Source organism: Ensifer sp. ENS06 (genome assembly GCF_014852205.1).
Taxonomy (GTDB): domain Bacteria; phylum Pseudomonadota; class Alphaproteobacteria; order Rhizobiales; family Rhizobiaceae; genus Ensifer; species Ensifer adhaerens.
In genome coordinates, this window is sequence record NZ_JACVBC010000006.1 from 131,115 (window position 1) to 147,052 (window position 15,938).

General features: G+C 63.3%; 16 protein-coding genes. 9 read left to right on the forward strand and 7 right to left on the reverse strand.

The features are described from left to right. Positions 1–67 precede the first annotated feature (67 nt). The 3 genes from IB279_RS21585 to xdhB all read left to right on the forward strand — a co-directional run bounded on the left by IB279_RS21585 (position 68) and on the right by xdhB (position 4,813). Entirely contained in the window at positions 68–844 is a 777-nt protein-coding gene (locus tag IB279_RS21585; RefSeq protein WP_089045040.1) for a 3-hydroxybutyrate dehydrogenase, read from the forward strand. A gap of 154 nt (positions 845–998) precedes the next feature. Then, on the forward strand, positions 999–2,474 hold the full coding sequence (xdhA, locus tag IB279_RS21590) for a xanthine dehydrogenase small subunit (RefSeq protein WP_113079387.1): 1,476 nt from the start codon (positions 999–1,001) through the stop codon (positions 2,472–2,474). A gap of 2 nt (positions 2,475–2,476) precedes the next feature. Then, on the forward strand, positions 2,477–4,813 hold the full coding sequence (xdhB, locus tag IB279_RS21595; RefSeq protein WP_060581689.1) for a xanthine dehydrogenase molybdopterin binding subunit: 2,337 nt from the start codon (positions 2,477–2,479) through the stop codon (positions 4,811–4,813). A gap of 18 nt (positions 4,814–4,831) precedes the next feature. Here xdhB and IB279_RS21600 read toward each other — a convergent pair whose 3' ends face one another. Beyond that, the gene (locus IB279_RS21600) at positions 4,832–5,170 is read right to left on the reverse strand and encodes a hypothetical protein (protein ID WP_156411756.1); all 339 of its coding nucleotides are present in this window, start codon (positions 5,168–5,170) and stop codon (positions 4,832–4,834) included. Positions 5,171–5,182: 12 nt separating this feature from the next. Here IB279_RS21600 and IB279_RS21605 point away from each other — a divergent pair, with 12 nt between their 5' ends. The 4 genes from IB279_RS21605 (at position 5,183) to IB279_RS21620 (ending at position 9,973) form a co-directional block, all read left to right on the forward strand. Next, a complete protein-coding gene (locus IB279_RS21605; protein ID WP_034788978.1) occupies positions 5,183–6,097 on the forward strand; it encodes a LysR substrate-binding domain-containing protein in 915 nt (304 codons plus the stop codon). 72 nt (positions 6,098–6,169) lie between these two features. After that, positions 6,170–7,408, forward strand: a complete 1,239-nt coding sequence (gene puuD, locus IB279_RS21610; RefSeq protein ID WP_112772296.1) for a urate hydroxylase PuuD — start codon at positions 6,170–6,172, stop codon at positions 7,406–7,408. After that, positions 7,405–8,721 (forward strand): guanine deaminase, encoded by a 1,317-nt coding sequence (gene guaD / locus IB279_RS21615; protein WP_112772297.1) that lies wholly within the window; start codon positions 7,405–7,407, stop codon positions 8,719–8,721. Before puuD ends, guaD begins: the two co-directional genes overlap by 4 nt. A 115-nt stretch (positions 8,722–8,836) precedes the next feature. Beyond that, positions 8,837–9,973, forward strand: coding sequence for an alpha-hydroxy acid oxidase (locus tag IB279_RS21620; protein ID WP_060518813.1), 1,137 nt, complete (start codon positions 8,837–8,839; stop codon positions 9,971–9,973). Positions 9,974–10,190: 217 nt separating this feature from the next. On the opposite strand, the gene uraH is transcribed toward IB279_RS21620, so the two are convergent. The 4 genes from uraH to puuE all read right to left on the reverse strand — a co-directional run bounded on the left by uraH (position 10,191) and on the right by puuE (position 12,639). Further along, on the reverse strand, positions 10,191–10,553 hold the full coding sequence (gene uraH, locus IB279_RS21625) for a hydroxyisourate hydrolase (RefSeq protein WP_043623670.1): 363 nt from the start codon (positions 10,551–10,553) through the stop codon (positions 10,191–10,193). 59 nt (positions 10,554–10,612) lie between these two features. Next, positions 10,613–11,110 (reverse strand): ureidoglycolate lyase, encoded by a 498-nt coding sequence (locus IB279_RS21630; protein WP_112772298.1) that lies wholly within the window; start codon positions 11,108–11,110, stop codon positions 10,613–10,615. Between the two features lie 96 nt (positions 11,111–11,206). After that, a complete protein-coding gene (gene uraD / locus IB279_RS21635; protein ID WP_060518819.1) occupies positions 11,207–11,710 on the reverse strand; it encodes a 2-oxo-4-hydroxy-4-carboxy-5-ureidoimidazoline decarboxylase in 504 nt (167 codons plus the stop codon). Then, positions 11,710–12,639 (reverse strand): allantoinase PuuE, encoded by a 930-nt coding sequence (puuE, locus tag IB279_RS21640; RefSeq protein ID WP_034789000.1) that lies wholly within the window; start codon positions 12,637–12,639, stop codon positions 11,710–11,712. Before puuE ends, uraD begins: the two co-directional genes overlap by 1 nt. Positions 12,640–12,831: 192 nt before the next feature. On the opposite strand from puuE, the gene IB279_RS21645 reads away from it, so the two are divergent. Then, positions 12,832–13,293 (forward strand): NUDIX domain-containing protein, encoded by a 462-nt coding sequence (locus IB279_RS21645; protein ID WP_112772299.1) that lies wholly within the window; start codon positions 12,832–12,834, stop codon positions 13,291–13,293. Here the strand turns inward: IB279_RS21645 and IB279_RS21650 are convergent. Next, entirely contained in the window at positions 13,290–14,093 is an 804-nt protein-coding gene (locus tag IB279_RS21650) for a DUF1045 domain-containing protein (protein ID WP_112772300.1), read from the reverse strand. The two genes, IB279_RS21645 and IB279_RS21650, sit on opposite strands and share 4 nt — an antisense overlap. Before the next feature lie 225 nt (positions 14,094–14,318). On the opposite strand from IB279_RS21650, the gene IB279_RS21655 reads away from it, so the two are divergent. After that, positions 14,319–14,708 (forward strand): PRC-barrel domain-containing protein, encoded by a 390-nt coding sequence (locus IB279_RS21655; protein WP_192339796.1) that lies wholly within the window; start codon positions 14,319–14,321, stop codon positions 14,706–14,708. A gap of 58 nt (positions 14,709–14,766) precedes the next feature. Here the strand turns inward: IB279_RS21655 and IB279_RS21660 are convergent, their stop codons facing one another. Beyond that, positions 14,767–15,909 (reverse strand): FAD-binding oxidoreductase, encoded by a 1,143-nt coding sequence (locus IB279_RS21660; RefSeq protein ID WP_192339798.1) that lies wholly within the window; start codon positions 15,907–15,909, stop codon positions 14,767–14,769. Between the last annotated feature and the right edge of the window lie 29 nt (positions 15,910–15,938).

The window sequence follows — 15,938 nt, forward strand, 5'->3', positions numbered from 1 at the left end:
CCGCGTAGGCTGGCGCTGTTGCGCCGCAACAAAGCAGTGCGCGGCGCCACAAAGGGAGAGAGCAGCAATGACGAAAACAGCGGTCATCACCGGTTCGACGAGCGGCATCGGGCTTGCGATCGCCAAGGCCTTCGCCAAGGGTGGCGCCAATATCGTGCTCAACGGCTTCGGTAGCCCGGACGAAATCAAGAAGGCGACGGACGACGTCAGCGCGCTGACGACAGGAACGGTCGTCTATCATGCTGCCGACATGACGAAGCCAGCCGAGATCGCCGATCTGATCGCTACGGCGACGACCCGCTTCGGCGGCGTCGATATCCTCGTCAACAATGCCGGTATTCAATATGTCGAGAAGGTCGAGGATTTCCCGATCGAGCAATGGGACCGCATCATCGCGATCAACCTCTCCTCGTCCTTCCACACGATCCGCGCCGCTATTCCCGGCATGAAGGCGAAAGGCTGGGGCCGCATCATCAACATCGCCTCGGCCCATGGCCTCGTCGCCTCGCCCTTCAAGGCGGCCTATGTGGCGGCGAAGCACGGCGTTCTCGGTCTGACGAAGACCGTGGCGCTCGAAGTGGCCGAAAGCGGAATCACTGCGAACTCGATCTGCCCGGGCTACGTGCTGACGCCGCTCGTCGAAAAGCAGATCCCCGATCAAGCCCGCACCCGCGGCATCACCGAGCAGCAGGTGATCAACGACGTGATGCTGAAGGGGCAGCCGACGAAGAAGTTCATCACCGTCGAACAGGTCGCAGCCCTTGCCGTCTATCTCGCCGGCGACGACGCGGCACAGATCACCGGCACCCATGTGTCGATGGACGGCGGTTGGACGGCGCAGTAACGGCCGACATCCGTCAAGTGGACGGCAGCGCGGACCGGATGCCCCCGCGCTGCCCGCATGGCGTGCAAAAGTCCGCTCAGCCCTTTGCTTTTCTGCATAACCACCTAAGATCAAAGTGATTTCAGGACGTATGCAGCAGCAGGGAATGAATGGCATGCCCCAGCCGACCGGTTCAATCAGCTTCATCCTTAACGACCGCGAGGTCGCTCTTTCCGACATCGCACCGACAACGACGCTGCTCGACTATCTGCGGCTGGAACGCCGGCTGACCGGCACCAAGGAAGGTTGTGCGGAGGGCGACTGCGGCGCCTGCACCGTGCTCGTCGGGCGACTGGTCAGCGACCGGCTCGTCTATGAAAGCGTCAACGCCTGCATCCGTTTCCTCGGCTCGCTGCAGGCAACCCATGTCGTCACCGTCGAGCATCTCGCCGGTCAGGATGGCACGCTGCATCCGGTGCAGCAGGCAATGGTCGATTTTCACGGCTCGCAATGCGGCTTCTGCACGCCCGGCTTCGTCATGTCGCTCTATGGCCTGTGGCTTGGCAACGACAGCCCCAGCCGCGCCGATATCGAAAAGGCGCTGCAGGGCAATCTCTGTCGCTGCACCGGTTATGAGCCGATCGTGCGCGCGGCCGAAGCGGCGGCAGAGGCGCGCCCCTCCAACATCTTCGATCCGATCACCAGGGAGCGGGAAACGATCACCATCAGGCTGAAGGCGCTGGCACCGACGGAAACGATCACACTCCGCCAGGGCGAAAATTGTCTGATCGTGCCGGCCGACGGCAGTGGCCTGGCGGAAGCGCTCGCCGACCATCCCGGGGGGACGGTCGTTGCCGGCTCCACCGATGTCGGCCTCTGGGTGACGAAGCAGATGCGGACGATCAACCCGGTGATCTTCATCAACGGAATCACCGAATTGCAGCAGATCGAGGAAACCGCGGACGGTCTGATTATCGGCGCCGGCGTCAGCTACACCATGGCCTATGCCGCCCTCGCCAAGACGTTTCTCGGGCTCGGTCCGCTGATCAACCGCATCGGCGGCGAACAGGTGCGCAACATGGGCACGATCGGCGGCAATATCGCTAACGGCTCACCGATCGGCGACAGTCCGCCGCCCCTGATCGTGCTTGGCGCGACGGTGACCCTGCGCTCGACCGCCGGTCGGCGGACGTTGCCGCTCGAATCCTTCTTCATCGCTTATGGTAAGCAGGATCGCCAACCCGGCGAATTCGTCGAAAGCATCTTCGTGCCGCGCCTACCGGCGGGCGATCTCTTTGCCGCCTACAAGATCTCCAAGCGCCGCGACGAAGATATCTCCGCGCTGCTTGGCGCGTTCCGTCTATCGGTGGATGGCGGCATCGTCCGCTCCGCCCGCATCGCCTTCGGCGGCATGGCCGCGACGCCCAAGCGCGCCAGCAACGTCGAGGCGGCGCTGATCGGCAAGCCATGGACCGAGGAAACGGTCCGCGCCGCGCAAGCCGCCTTCGAGACCGACTACCAGCCGCTCACCGACTGGCGGGCAACGAGCGACTACCGCATGCTTGCGGCGAAGAACCTTCTGATGCGTTTCTTCCTGGAAAGCGGCGGCGAGCCGGCGCAACTGGTTCGCTTTGCTGCGGGAGGCCGATAATCATGGACAAATCCACCTTCGAGGAACGCAAGACGATCCGCGGCGAGATGCATGTTTCCCAGCGTCACGACAGCGCCCACAAGCATGTCTCCGGCACCGCCGACTACATCGACGACATGCCCGAGCCGGCGGGCACGCTGCATGGCGCGCTTGGCATGACCGACCGGGCGCATGCGGAAATCACCGCCATGGACCTTTCGGCCGTCGCCGCCGTGCCCGGTGTCATGCTGGTGCTGACCGCCAAGGACATGCCGCATTCCAACGACATCAGCCCGAGCCACCTGCATGACGAGCCGGTGCTTGCCGATGGCCTCGTGCAGTTTCATGGCCAGCCGGCCTTCGCCGTGATTGCAGAAACCCGTGACATCGCCCGTCGGGCGGCAAGGCTCGCCAAGATCACCTACCGCGACCTGCCGCATTTCACCGACATTCTCGATGCCGTCGCCCATGGCGGGCAGTTGGTCACCCAGCCGCTCACGCTGCAGCGCGGCGATGCCGAGGCGGAGCTGGAAAAGGCGCCACGGCGGCTCAAAGGCAGCATGCGCATCGGCGGACAGGAGCATTTCTACCTCGAAGGCCATATCGCCCTTGCCATTCCCGGCGAGGACGACGAGGTCACCGTCTGGTCCTCGACCCAGCATCCAAGCGAGATCCAGCACATGGTCTCGCACGTGCTCGGCGTGCCCTCCAATGCGGTGACCGTGAACGTGCGCCGCATGGGTGGTGGCTTCGGCGGCAAGGAAACGCAAGGAAACCAGTTCGCAGCCCTTGCCGCGGTCGCGGCGAAGAAGCTCAACCGCGCCGTCAAGTTCCGCCCGGATCGCGACGAGGACATGACGGCAACCGGCAAGCGCCACGACTTCCTGGTCGATTACGACGTCGGCTTCGACGACGAGGGCCGCATCCATGCGGTCCATGCCAACTACGCGGCGCGCTGCGGCTACTCTTCGGACCTCTCCGGCCCGGTCACAGACCGTGCGCTGTTCCATGCGGACAGCTCCTATTTCTATCCGCATGTGAAGCTCACCTCACAGCCGCTGAAGACCAACACCGTCTCCAACACCGCTTATCGTGGCTTCGGCGGCCCGCAAGGCATGGTCGGCGGCGAGCGCATCATCGAGGAAATCGCCTACCAGCTCGGCAAGGATCCGCTCGAAATCCGCAAGCTGAATTTCTATGGCGACAAGGGCTCCGGCCGCGATGTCACGCCCTACCATCAGCAGGTCGAAGACAACATCATCGCGCAGATCGTCGCGGAGCTGGAAGAAAGCGCCGACTATCAGGCGCGCCGTCAGGCGATCCTCGCGTTCAATCGGGAAAGCCGCGTCATCCGCAAGGGCATCGCGCTGACGCCGGTGAAGTTCGGCATCTCCTTCACCATGACCGCCTTCAACCAGGCGGGCGCGCTTGTGCATATCTACCAGGACGGCTCGATCCACCTCAACCACGGCGGCACCGAGATGGGCCAAGGCCTCTACATCAAGGTCGCGCAGGTGATCGCCGACAGCTTCCAGGTCGACCTCGACCGCGTTCGCATCACTGCGACGACGACCGGCAAGGTGCCGAACACGTCGGCGACCGCCGCCTCTTCGGGCTCTGACTTGAACGGCATGGCCGCCTTCGACGCCGCGCGCCAGATCAAGGACCGTCTCGTCGGTTTCGCCTGCGAGCGCTGGCAGACGACGCCCGAGAATGTCAGCTTCGTCGCCAACCACGTGAAGATCGGCGAGGAGCTGATCCCCTTCCCTGAATTCATCAAGCAGGCCTATATGGGCCGTATCCAGCTTTCGGCCGCCGGCTACTACAAGACGCCGAAGATCCACTGGGATCGCGCCAGCGGCCGCGGCACACCCTTCTATTACTTCGCCTATGGCGCTGCGGTTTCGGAGGTTTCGATCGACACGCTGACCGGCGAATACATGGTCGACCGGGTCGACGTGCTGCACGACGTCGGCCGTTCGCTCAATCCGGCGATCGACCTCGGTCAGATCGAGGGCGGCTTCGTGCAAGGGATGGGCTGGCTGACGACGGAAGAGCTCTGGTGGGACGACAAGGGACGGCTTCGCACGCACGCCCCCTCCACCTACAAGATCCCGCTTGCCTCCGACCGGCCGAAGATCTTCAACGTCAAGCTTGCCGAATGGTCGAGCAACGCCGAGAAGACCATTGGCCGCTCCAAGGCGGTGGGAGAGCCGCCCTTCATGCTGCCGATCTCGGTTCTGGAAGCCCTGTCGATGGCGGTGGCGAGTGTCGCCGACTACCGCGAGTGCCCGCGGCTCGATGCTCCGGCAACACCGGAGCGTGTGCTGATGGCCGTCGAGCGTCTGCGCAATCGCTGACGGCCATCACGATTTGCCTCAGATCCGAGGCAGTTCATTGATGCTGAACAGGCGGCGAGCGTTGGCCATCGCCTCCTCGTCGTCGCGGTGCGGGCTATGGACATCCATGAAACCCATGTCTCTCTTGATATGATCGGAGAGCGCGTTGACATCGAGCATCGGCTTGGGGGCAACAAGGCCGCCGAACAGGGCGGCTGTGAGCCGGGCGACCGGCTCGAATGAAAGAAATGCTTTTCTTTCAGTACGTTCGTAAGTGTCGCAAGTCATTTCAGCACCTGTTTCGTCTTGGGAAGTTGACTTGAAGGATGCCGTGGAGGAGGATCGAAATCCAATCGAACATCCGTCTGGATGCATCAAGAGAACTTATCCATGAAGATGTCGAAGCAGTTTCCGCTGAATGCGCTGCGGGTCTTCGAGGCGGTCGCAAGGCTCGGCAGCTTCACCAAGGCCGGTGAAGAGCTGGGCATGACCCAGACGGCCGTCAGCTACCAGGTCAAGTTGATCGAGGAGAATGTCGGCGAGCCGCTGTTCCTGCGCCGCCCGCGCCAGATCTCGCTGACGGAAGTCGGCCAGCGCATGGCGCCGCGCGTCACCGAAGCCTTCGAGATGCTGCAGGAAGCGGTTTCGAATGCCCGTGGCGATATCGACAGCGCGCTCCTGATCAGCTCGACGCCGACCTTCGCCTCGCAATGGCTTGCCCGAAACATCGGCAGCTTCCAGCTCGCCCATCCGAACATCGCCGTTCGGCTGACGACCAGCGACTCGCTCACCGATTTTACCCGCGAGCCGGCCGACCTTGCCATCCGCTCGGGTGCCGGCGTCTGGCCCGGCCTCGACACGCATCCGCTGATGCGGGTGGAATTCAGCCCGATGCTGAGCCCGGCGCTTGCCGAGACCATTGGCGGCGTGCACGAGCCGCGCGACCTGCTGAAGCTGCGCATCATCGATCCCGGTGACCCCTGGTGGCCGATGTGGTTCAAGGCCGCCGGCGTCAAGGATCCCGATCTCGAAGGACGACCGCACAGCCGCCTCGGCGCGCAGTCCTTCGAGGCGCGCGCCGCCATCGCTGGCCAGGGCGTGGCGATCCTGACGCCGGAATTCTACCCCGATGACGTGGCGCTCGGTCGGCTCTACCAGCCCTTCGAGCTGCGCTGCAGCGACGGCTGCGATTATTGGCTCGCCTATCCGCACGCCCGCCGCAACACACCCAAGATCAGGATTTTCCGCGACTGGATCCTCGGCGAACTTTGCGCGCCGAACTTCCTGCAAGCAAATAGCGCTTGAGGAGCGCCGAAGCCCCTTTTCCCCTCCGCGGTTTATGCGCAAAGTGAGGCAACGGAGACAAAGGGGATCTGAATGTACGAGTTCGCCATCGCCTGGGAATGGCTGGCCTTTGCCGTGCGCTGGTTGCACGTCATCACCGCCATCGCCTGGATCGGCTCATCCTTCTATTTCATCGCGCTCGACCTGGGTCTCGTGAAGCGCGATCACCTGCCCGTCGGCGCCTATGGCGAAGAATGGCAGGTGCATGGCGGCGGTTTCTATCACATCCAGAAATACCTGGTCGCACCGGCCTCGATGCCCGAGCATCTCACCTGGTTCAAATGGGAATCCTACGTGACGTGGCTTTCTGGCTTCGCCATGCTCTGTGTCGTCTACTATGGCGGCGCCGATCTGTTCCTGATCGACCGCCACGTGCTCGACATCTCGGCGACCACGGCGATCCTGATTTCGCTCGCCTCGCTCGGCATCGGCTGGCTGTTTTACGATCTGCTCTGCAAGTCGCCGATCGGCAGGAACACCTGGGGGCTGATGGCACTGCTCTATGTGGCGCTGGTCGTCATGGCCTGGGGCTATACGCAGGTCTTCACCGGCCGCGCCGCCTTTCTACATCTTGGCGCGTTCACGGCAACGATCATGTCGGCCAATGTGTTCTTCATCATCATCCCCAACCAGAAGATCGTCGTCGCCGACCTGATCGCCGGCCGCACGCCGGATCCGAAACTTGGCGCGCAAGCCAAACAGCGCTCGCTGCACAACAACTACCTGACGCTGCCCGTCATCTTCTTCATGCTGTCGAACCACTATCCGCTGGCGTTTGCCACCGCGTTCAACTGGATCATCGCCGCACTCGTCTTCCTGATGGGCGTCACCATCCGCCACTGGTTCAACACCACCCACGCCCGCAAGGGCCGGCCGACCTGGACCTGGCTCGTCACCGCCCTCCTCTTCATCCTGATCATGTGGCTTTCGACCGTGCCGAAGGTGCTGACCGGCGGCAAAAAGGCCGAGGTTGCGCCCGCCTTCAGCCGCTTCGCCGCCAATGCCCACTTCCCTGCAGTCAAGGACACGGTCTCGACACGCTGTTCCATGTGCCATGCGGCAGAACCGGTTTATGAGGGTATCACCCAGGCTCCGAAGGGCGTGATGCTCGAAAGCGACGCGGAGATTGCCGCCCATGCCCGCGAAATCTATATCCAGGCCGGGCGCAGCCACGCGATGCCGCCCGGCAACGTGACAGACATGACGACGGACGAGCGCCAGCTTCTGACAGCCTGGTTCGAAAGCGCCGTCGAGGAAGGCAAGACACAATGACGACCACCCTCATCCGCGGCCGATTGCTGAGCTTTAACCGCGCGCCTACGTCGATCGACGACAGCGCCGCCTACAGCTACGAGAGCGACGGTGCGCTTCTGATTGAGGGTGGACAGATCGCCGCGAGCGGCTCCTATGCTGCGGTCAAGGCAAGCGCGCCTGACGGCGTCGCGGAAGTGGACCATCGCCCACACCTGATCGTGCCCGGCTTCATCGACACGCATCTGCATTTCCCGCAGATGCAGGTCATGGCCTCCTATGCCGCCAACTTGCTTGAATGGCTGAACACCTACACCTTCCCCGAGGAGTGCCGCTTCGTCGAGACCGCCCATGCGGAGCGCATCGCGACGCGCTTCTTCGATGAGATGGTGCGCTATGGCACGACAACAGCGACCGCCTATTGCTCGGTTCACAAGGCGTCGGCCGATGCCTTCTTCGCCGAGGCGCTGCGCCGCGACATGCGCATGGTCGCCGGCAAGGTGATGATGGACCGCAACGCCCCGCAAGGCCTGCTCGACACGCCGCAGATGAGCTACGACGAAACCCGCGCGGTCATCCGCGAATGGCACGGCAAGGGCCGCAATCATGTGGCGATCACCCCGCGCTTCGCCATCACCTCAACGCCGGAGCAGATGGACGTCGCGAAGTCGCTGGTGCACGAATTCCCCGACCTGCACGTCCAGACGCACCTTTCGGAAAACCGCGACGAGATCGCCTTTACCTGCGAACTCTATCCGGAAGCCAAGGACTACACAGACGTCTACGCCCGCTACGGCCTGCTCGGACCGAAGAGCCTGTTCGGCCACTGCATCCATCTGTCTGAGCGCGAGGCGGATCTCATGAGCGAGACCGGCTCGGTCGCCGTTTTCTGCCCGACCTCCAATCTCTTTCTCGGTTCTGGCCTCTTCCCGCTGCGCGCGCTCAGCCGCCGCGAAAAGCCGGTGCGCACGTCGGTCGCCTCCGACATCGGCGGCGGTACCAGCTATTCCATGCTGAAGACGCTCGACGAGGCCTACAAGATCCTGCAGCTGCAGGGCGAGCGGCTGAACCCGTTCGACAGCTTCTTCATGATGACCCGCGGCAATGCCGAGGCGCTATCGCTGGTCGACAAGATCGGAACCTTGGAAGCCGGCACCGATGCCGATTTCATCGTGCTCGACATGGCCGCGACGCCGGCGATGGCGCTTCGGGCCGAAGTGGTCAACTCTCTGGCAGACGAACTCTTCCTGCTGCAGACCATGGGCGACGACCGGTCGATCGTCGAAACCTATGTCGCCGGCAAGCCGGCAAAATCGGCGCTTGCCGCCGCATGACCGACCAAAAGCAGAGAGGTCAAGAAAATTGACCTCTCTGCTTTCTGGCTATTAACAAGCCTCTGCCAAACATGGTAATGGCTCGTTCAATCTCCCTTGGACGAAGGCCTTATCCATGACGCAAATCCTCGAAATCAGCGATCTCAAGGCGCTCGCCAAGCGCCGGGTGCCGAAACTCTTCTTCGACTACGCCGACAGCGGCGCCTGGACCGAAGGCACCTATCGCGCCAACGAGGAGGATTTCGCCAAGGTGAAGCTGCGCCAGCGCGTGCTGGTGGATATGACCGACCGGTCGCTGGAAACGACGATGATCGGCCAGAAGGTGTCGATGCCGGTGGCACTCGCCCCGACCGGCCTCACCGGCATGCAGCACGCCGACGGCGAGATGCTGGCAGCCCAGGCGGCGGAAGCCTTCGGCGTGCCCTTCACGCTCTCGACGATGAGCATCTGCTCGATCGAGGACGTCGCCTCGGTTACCACCAAACCCTTCTGGTTCCAGCTCTACGTCATGCGCGAACGCGAATTCGTGCTGAACCTGATCGACCGGGCCAAGGCGGCGAAGTGCTCGGCGCTGGTGCTGACGCTCGACCTGCAGATCCTCGGCCAGCGTCACAAGGATCTTCGCAACGGCCTCTCGGCACCGCCGAAGATGACGCCGAAGCACCTCTGGCAGATGGCGACGCGCCCCGGCTGGTGCATGAAGATGCTCGGCACCAAGCGCCGCACTTTCCGCAACATCGTCGGCCACGCGAAAAGCGTCACCGACCTCTCGTCGCTCGGCGCCTGGACGGCGGAACAGTTCGACCCGCAGCTCTCGTGGAAGGATGTCGCCTGGATCAAGGAACGCTGGGGCGGACCGCTGATCCTCAAGGGCATTCTCGACCCCGAGGACGCCAAGATGGCAGCGGCGACCGGTGCCGACGCGATCATCGTCTCCAACCACGGCGGCCGCCAGCTCGACGGCGCCCATTCCTCGATCAGCATGCTGCCGCGCATCGTCGATGCGGTCGGCCACCAGATCGAGGTGCATATCGATGGCGGTATCCGCTCCGGCCAGGACGTGCTGAAGGCCGTCGCCATGGGCGCCAAGGGCACCTATATCGGCCGCCCCTTCCTCTACGGCCTCGGCGCCATGGGCAAGGAGGGCGTCACCAAGACGCTGGAAATCATCCGCAAGGAGATGGACATCACCATGGCCCTCTGCGGCAAGCGCGATATCAACGACGTGGATCGTAGCATTCTGGCGGAATAGGCCGCGGCACCAGCCACTCCCGCCCTCATTCCTGTGCTTGTCACAGGAATCTCTAGCAGTTCCGTTGGAACTGCGGGACCAGCACAAGTCCTTGGGCTGAAAGGTCTTTTGACCCGACGGACGTCGGGCCGCTGGATCCCCGCCACAAGGGCGAGGATGAGGGAGCTTGGAGTGACCCTTCCGGCAAAACGCGAAGCGAGCGCAAGCCTCCTAAGCCTCAACTACCCCGGTAGGTCGAATAGCCGTAGGGCGAGAGAAGCAGCGGCACGTGATAATGGCTGGCCGGATCGGCGATGCCGAAGCGCAAGGGGATGCGGTCGAGGAAGGCCGGCTCCGGCAGTGTAACGCCGGACCGGCGCAGATAGTCGCCGGCATGGAACACCAGCTCGTAGTTGCCGGCCATGAAGCCGATGCCTTCGACCATCGGACCGTCTACGCGGCCGTCGCTGTTGGTATGTACGGTGCGGATCAGCTGCCGCTCTTCCCCCTCCAGCCAGTAGAGGTCGATGCGCAGACCCTCGGCCGGTTTGCCGAGAGCGGTATCGAGAACATGGGTGGTCAGGCGGCCGGTACTGCTCATGGCTTCTCTCTTCTCACACATTGGCGCGGGATGCTGTCAGAAGCCGCGCGCACGTCCTGCTAGATAGCGCTGTCTATGACGAAAGGCTCGTCATAGAAGAACTCCTCGAGATTGTTGCCCGGCCCTTCGCGGTCGACGATGAGGAAATCGCTGACGGCGCCGACGGACATCAGCGGGTGGTGCCAGACATTGCGGCCGTAGTTGACGCCCTGCCGGCCGTTCGCCTGGAAAACGCGCGGCGTGCCCGGGCGCCCGTCCTCGTCGTCCGCCACCACGACGAGCCATGGGCGGTCGTCGAGCGGCGAAAAGCTCTGGCTGCCGAGCGGGTGGCGCTCCATCATCGTCACCGAATAGGGGAAAGACCGCGGCTGGCCGCGGAAGATGTTGATGATGACATTAGCGCCGTCGCCGACGACATCGGCACGCGCAAGACCGTGGAAACGTTCCGTGTTGCCGCCGTTGATGTGGCGCATCGTTGCCGGATCGGCTTCGATGATGGTGCCGAAGGGAGCGAAGGCCTCGCGTGTCAGCGGTTCGATTTTGAGCAGGCGCGACATTATGCGGAGACCTCGCAAGACGATTTTGCGCTTGCGGATCTCCGATCCAGTTCGAGGGCCCTCCTCATGAGCGGGGACAGGCATCGAACGGTTTTGTCAGGCATTTTCGTCTCCAGGAATCATCGACTGCAGGCGCAGGCGGGCGATTTTCTCGACCTGTGCGCAAGCGGTTTCAAATTCCTCTTCGGGCGAATTGTCAATGCGGCTTTGGAAGGAGGCAAGAATTTGCCCCTTGGTCAGCCCCTTCACCGCGATGATGAAGGGGAAGCCGAATTTTTTCGTGTAGGCGTCGTTGAGCGCGGTGAAGCGCTCATGCTCCTCTGGTGTCAGCCGGTCGAGGCCGGCAGACGCCTGCTCCGCCGTCGAGTCCGCCGTCAGCTTACCGGCGATCGCCAGCTTGCCGGCAAGATCGGGGTGCGCGCGCAGCACCTGCATCTTCTCGCGCGGCAGCGCCGTGCGAAAGGCCTGGCAGAGCGCCGAATGCACCGTGCCCGCCGTCAGCCCGGTCGCCGCGGCTCGGTCGTAGGCGCGTTCGGCAACCCAGGGCGAGTGCTCGAACACGCCACCGAAACGGGCAACGAAGGCATCACGGTCGGTCATCAGAGCGCCCCTTCCGGCTTGTGGTGCTGGTACCAATGGTTGGCGATGTCGATGCGACGCGGCACCCAGACCTTGTCGTGCGACATGACGTAGTCGATGAAGCGCGCGAGCGCAGCAGCGCGGCCCGGGCGGCCGACGAGACGGCAGTGAAGGCCGATATTCATCATCTTGGCGTCGCCCTGGCGACCTTCCTCGTAGAGCACGTCAAATGTGTCCTTGAGGTAGCTGAAGAACTGGTCGCCGCTGTTAAAGCCCTGCGGCGTCGCAAAGCGCATGTCGTTGGCATCAAGCGTATAGGGAATGATCAGGTGCGGCTTGTCGGCCGAAAGACCCGGCACCCAGTAGGGCAGTTCGTCGGCGTAGCTGTCGCAGGAGTAAAGGAACCCGCCCTCCTCCAGCACCAGCTTCAGCGTATTGGCCGAAGGCTTGCCCTGGTAGATGCCGAGCGGCCGCTCGCCGGTGAGCTCCGTGTGCAGGCGGACGACCTCGCGGATATGCTCGCGTTCGACCTCTTCCGGCACGTCCTTGTATTCCAGCCAGCGCAGACCGTGGCTGGCGATTTCCCAGCCGGCTTCCTTCATGGCAGCGACCGCTTCCGGATTGCGCGCCATGGCCTGCGTCACGCCATAGACGGTCAGCGGGACGTTGCGGCTGGTGAACATGCGCCACAGCCGCCAGAAGCCGGAACGGGCACCGTATTCGTAGATCGATTCCATGTTGAGGTTACGCTGGCCAGCCCAGGGCTGCGCGCCGACAATTTCCGACAGCAGGCACTCGGACGCTGGGTCGCCATCGAGAATGCAGCTTTCGCCGCCCTCTTCGTAGTTCAGCACGAACTGCACAGCGATGCGCGCATCGCCCGGCCAGTTTGCCTTCGGCGGATTGCGGCCGTAGCCAACGAGGTCGCGCGGATACTTAGTCTCAGACATCAAATCACCCTTCGAATTTTTAGGAACGGTATCACCGCCGACCGGATTGTCGATACCGAAATGACGTGAGGCAGGGCAGCGGCAGCGCCACGGCCCTGACGGAAATTACCAGAAAAATTCGGCTGAGCCCGAGGTTGAGAGATTTTTCGAAACAGCGTTGAATGGATCGGCAAGGACAACGGCCCTCTTTAGATGAAATCCTACATTCAAGCGCTCCGCGAAAAAGTCGGTTCCGGCCTGCTTCTCTGCCCGTCAGTGGCGGCCGTCATTGTCGATTCCGATGGCCGGGTCCTCTTGCAGGAGAAAGCAAGTGGCGAAGGCTGGAGCCTGCCGGCCGGCGCGATCGAGCCGGGCGAGACGCCTGTCGATGCGGTCATCCGCGAGGTCATGGAAGAAACCGGCTATCCAGTCTCGGTCGAGCGGATACTGGGCGTCTTCGGCGGAGAAGCGTTTCGCTACACCTACCCGAACGGCGACCACGTCGAATATGTGGTTACCCTCTATCGATGCCGGATCGTCGGTTCCCAGCAGCCGATCACCGATGGCGAAACGAAGTCGCTGCGCTACTTCGCGCCGGCGGACATGCCGGCCCTCGGCCTGCCCTATCCGAAAGCGCTGCTCTTTGCAGCTTCGCCCGCGTCCGTTTCCGGTTAGCGCTGCGCCATCAGCGCAGCGACGATCAGCGGCAGCGGCCGGACCGCGCCTTGCGGCGCCAGCGACGGATCGGCGGCGGCCCGCTTCGCCCGCTCTGCTCGCGTGTTCGTCGAGATCTTGCCGAGCGGGTGCTGTGAATGCACCCGCATGGGTGCGCCCGTCTCCTGCTCGACAAACAGCGCAAGGCTGCCGATCGAAAGCGGTTTTGATAGGCAGGGCTCGAACAGGTCACGGAGCGGCGCCTCGACCCGCCGCATCGCGTCTGGCGCAAGCGGACCGGTCAGCATCATGTGGAAACGGTATTCGTCCATCACATGCGGATCGCCCCAACGGTGCAGGTTGGAGAACTGTGGGGCGGTCAGCCGGTCCGGATCGGAGCGCTCGATCTCGTCTTCGCTGAGCGGCGCGCGGAAGACGTCGAACTCCTGGATGACGTTGGCCGCAAGCAGATGCATGGCCGTGCTCGGCACCTGCGGCATCAGCCCGAAGCATCGGCCGATGCGGGCGACCTCCAGGCGATCGATTTCGAACGGAGTCTGGGCGCCGGCAAAATGCATCAGCGCCTTCAGAAGCTTCGGTTCCGTCATGTCCGGATGCAGGCGGAACGGCGACATCATCACTGCATGAAAGCCGAAGCGTCGCGGAACCGCCGTGTGATAGGCGACATCCGCGGCGCTCAAGCCCGCGACCGACGGCAATTCGGCAGGTTCCCCGGAATAGACATTGCGCCCCAGCCAGCTTGCAGCGGTCGCGGAAAGCGGGTCGGCCATCGGCGGCGTAAAACAAATGGCATAGCGCATCGGCTGGCTCCGGGTATCCGTCAGCGCAGGATGAGCAAAAGCTGCGGTTTTCCGCCCTCACCCCGACTTGTCCAATGGCCGCGTCTTAGGTGATTTGCGTGACAGATTGACGAAGTCGGCCGGGGATGAGCGCGGCAGCGGTGCGAACGTCGCCCCTCGTTTTTCGAAACCATCCGGCCCATCGCCCGTTTCTAAAAGGTAGGAAAACAAGGATGGAGAAGAAGCGTGACCTATCACAATGCGAACCTTCAGGACGCCCGGATCAAGGAGACCCACGACCTGATCGCAAGCGACAAGGTTGAAGGCACGAGGGTCTATGGCCCCGACGACAAACACATCGGCTCGATCGAGCGCGTGATCATCGAGAAGCGCAGCGGGCGCGTCGCCTATGCGGTGCTTGGATTCGGCGGTTTTCTCGGCCTCGGCGAAGACCACTATCCATTGCCTTGGGCAAAGCTGGCCTATGACGAGAAGCTCGGCGGCTATCGCACGGATGTGACTCGCGATCAGGTCGAAAACGCGCCGAAATATCACGGCACCGAAGAATACGACTGGAACGCGGAAAACGGACGCCGTGTCTACGACTACTACGGCGTGCCGCCCTACTGGATGTAATGCCTGACTTTCGATCTTTCGGGTCCCGCCGCGGGCGGGGCCCTTCGCATGTCCGGCCCTAAAGACGTTTCTCGCGAAGTGCGGTTATGTGATTCCGGCAGAAGAAAGAATCGGGAATATCGATCGCCGGAGAACCGGCGATCTCTTCGACGACGAAACGCGCCAGGCGGTGGGCGATGCCGAAGCTCACCTTGAACCCGCCGGTCAGGACCGAGACGTTCGGATGGTCCGGATGCCGGCCTGCCATCGGCTCGCGCCCCGTCGCTTTCGGGCGCAACCCTGCCCATCGCTCCACCACCTCGGCACCCGCCAGGCGCGGCGCGAGCGCTACGGCGCGCCGAAGCAGCTCATCCAGCTGCTCGTCCGTCGACAGGGGATCGGCAAAACTGTTTTCGCTGGTGCTGCCGACCGCCACATGGCCGTCGTCATGGGCAATAATGTAGACGCCGTCGGCAAAGATCACCGGAAGCGCCGGATCGATGTCCGCCCGCAGCAGTGCCGCCTGCCCCTTGACAGCCGTGCCGCTCGTTTCCGCCAGCGGCACCGACACGTCGTCGATCAGTTGAAAACTGCCGACGCCGGCCGCGATGATGCAATGCTCGAAATCGATACGGGTGCCATCGTCGAGTTCGGCCCGGCCGTGTTCCGGCTCGATCCGGCGCACGCCCCTGCCCTCGTCTAAATAGGCGTTCGGTGCCTGCAGGAGCGCTGTGCGGAGCGCAGCAAGCATGCGACGCGGCGAAACCCGTGCGGCGAGCGTGTCGAAGACCATGCCATGCGCCGCCGCGGCAGCACCCGGCCAGCCCTCGGGCCCGTCGTCCTTCACGTGCCAGTGGAACTGCCTGTCGGCCGCGCGCCAATGGCTCCGTGCATCCTGCTCGTGCCGGAGGGCGATATCGCGCAGGTGAGGCTTGGCAAGCGGGATCAAACGACCCGTCCGCCGATAGCCGGTCGAAAGGCCTGTCTCCGCCTCGAGCGCCGCGATCTCTTCCTCGAGCGTCACAAGCGCGTCGAATTGGAACTGCTTCTTATCGTTCCAGCGATCCGGCATATGCGGCATGAGCGCGCCCAAAAGGCCACCGCTGGCACCTGCGCCGATCGCTTGTTGCTCGACGACCCGCACGGTCATGCCCCTGCGCGTGGCGCAAATGGCGGCCCACAGCCCCATGATGCCGCCGCCGACGACCAAAAGCTCGCTCATCGATTGACCTTCTCCGGCCGGCGGATTAT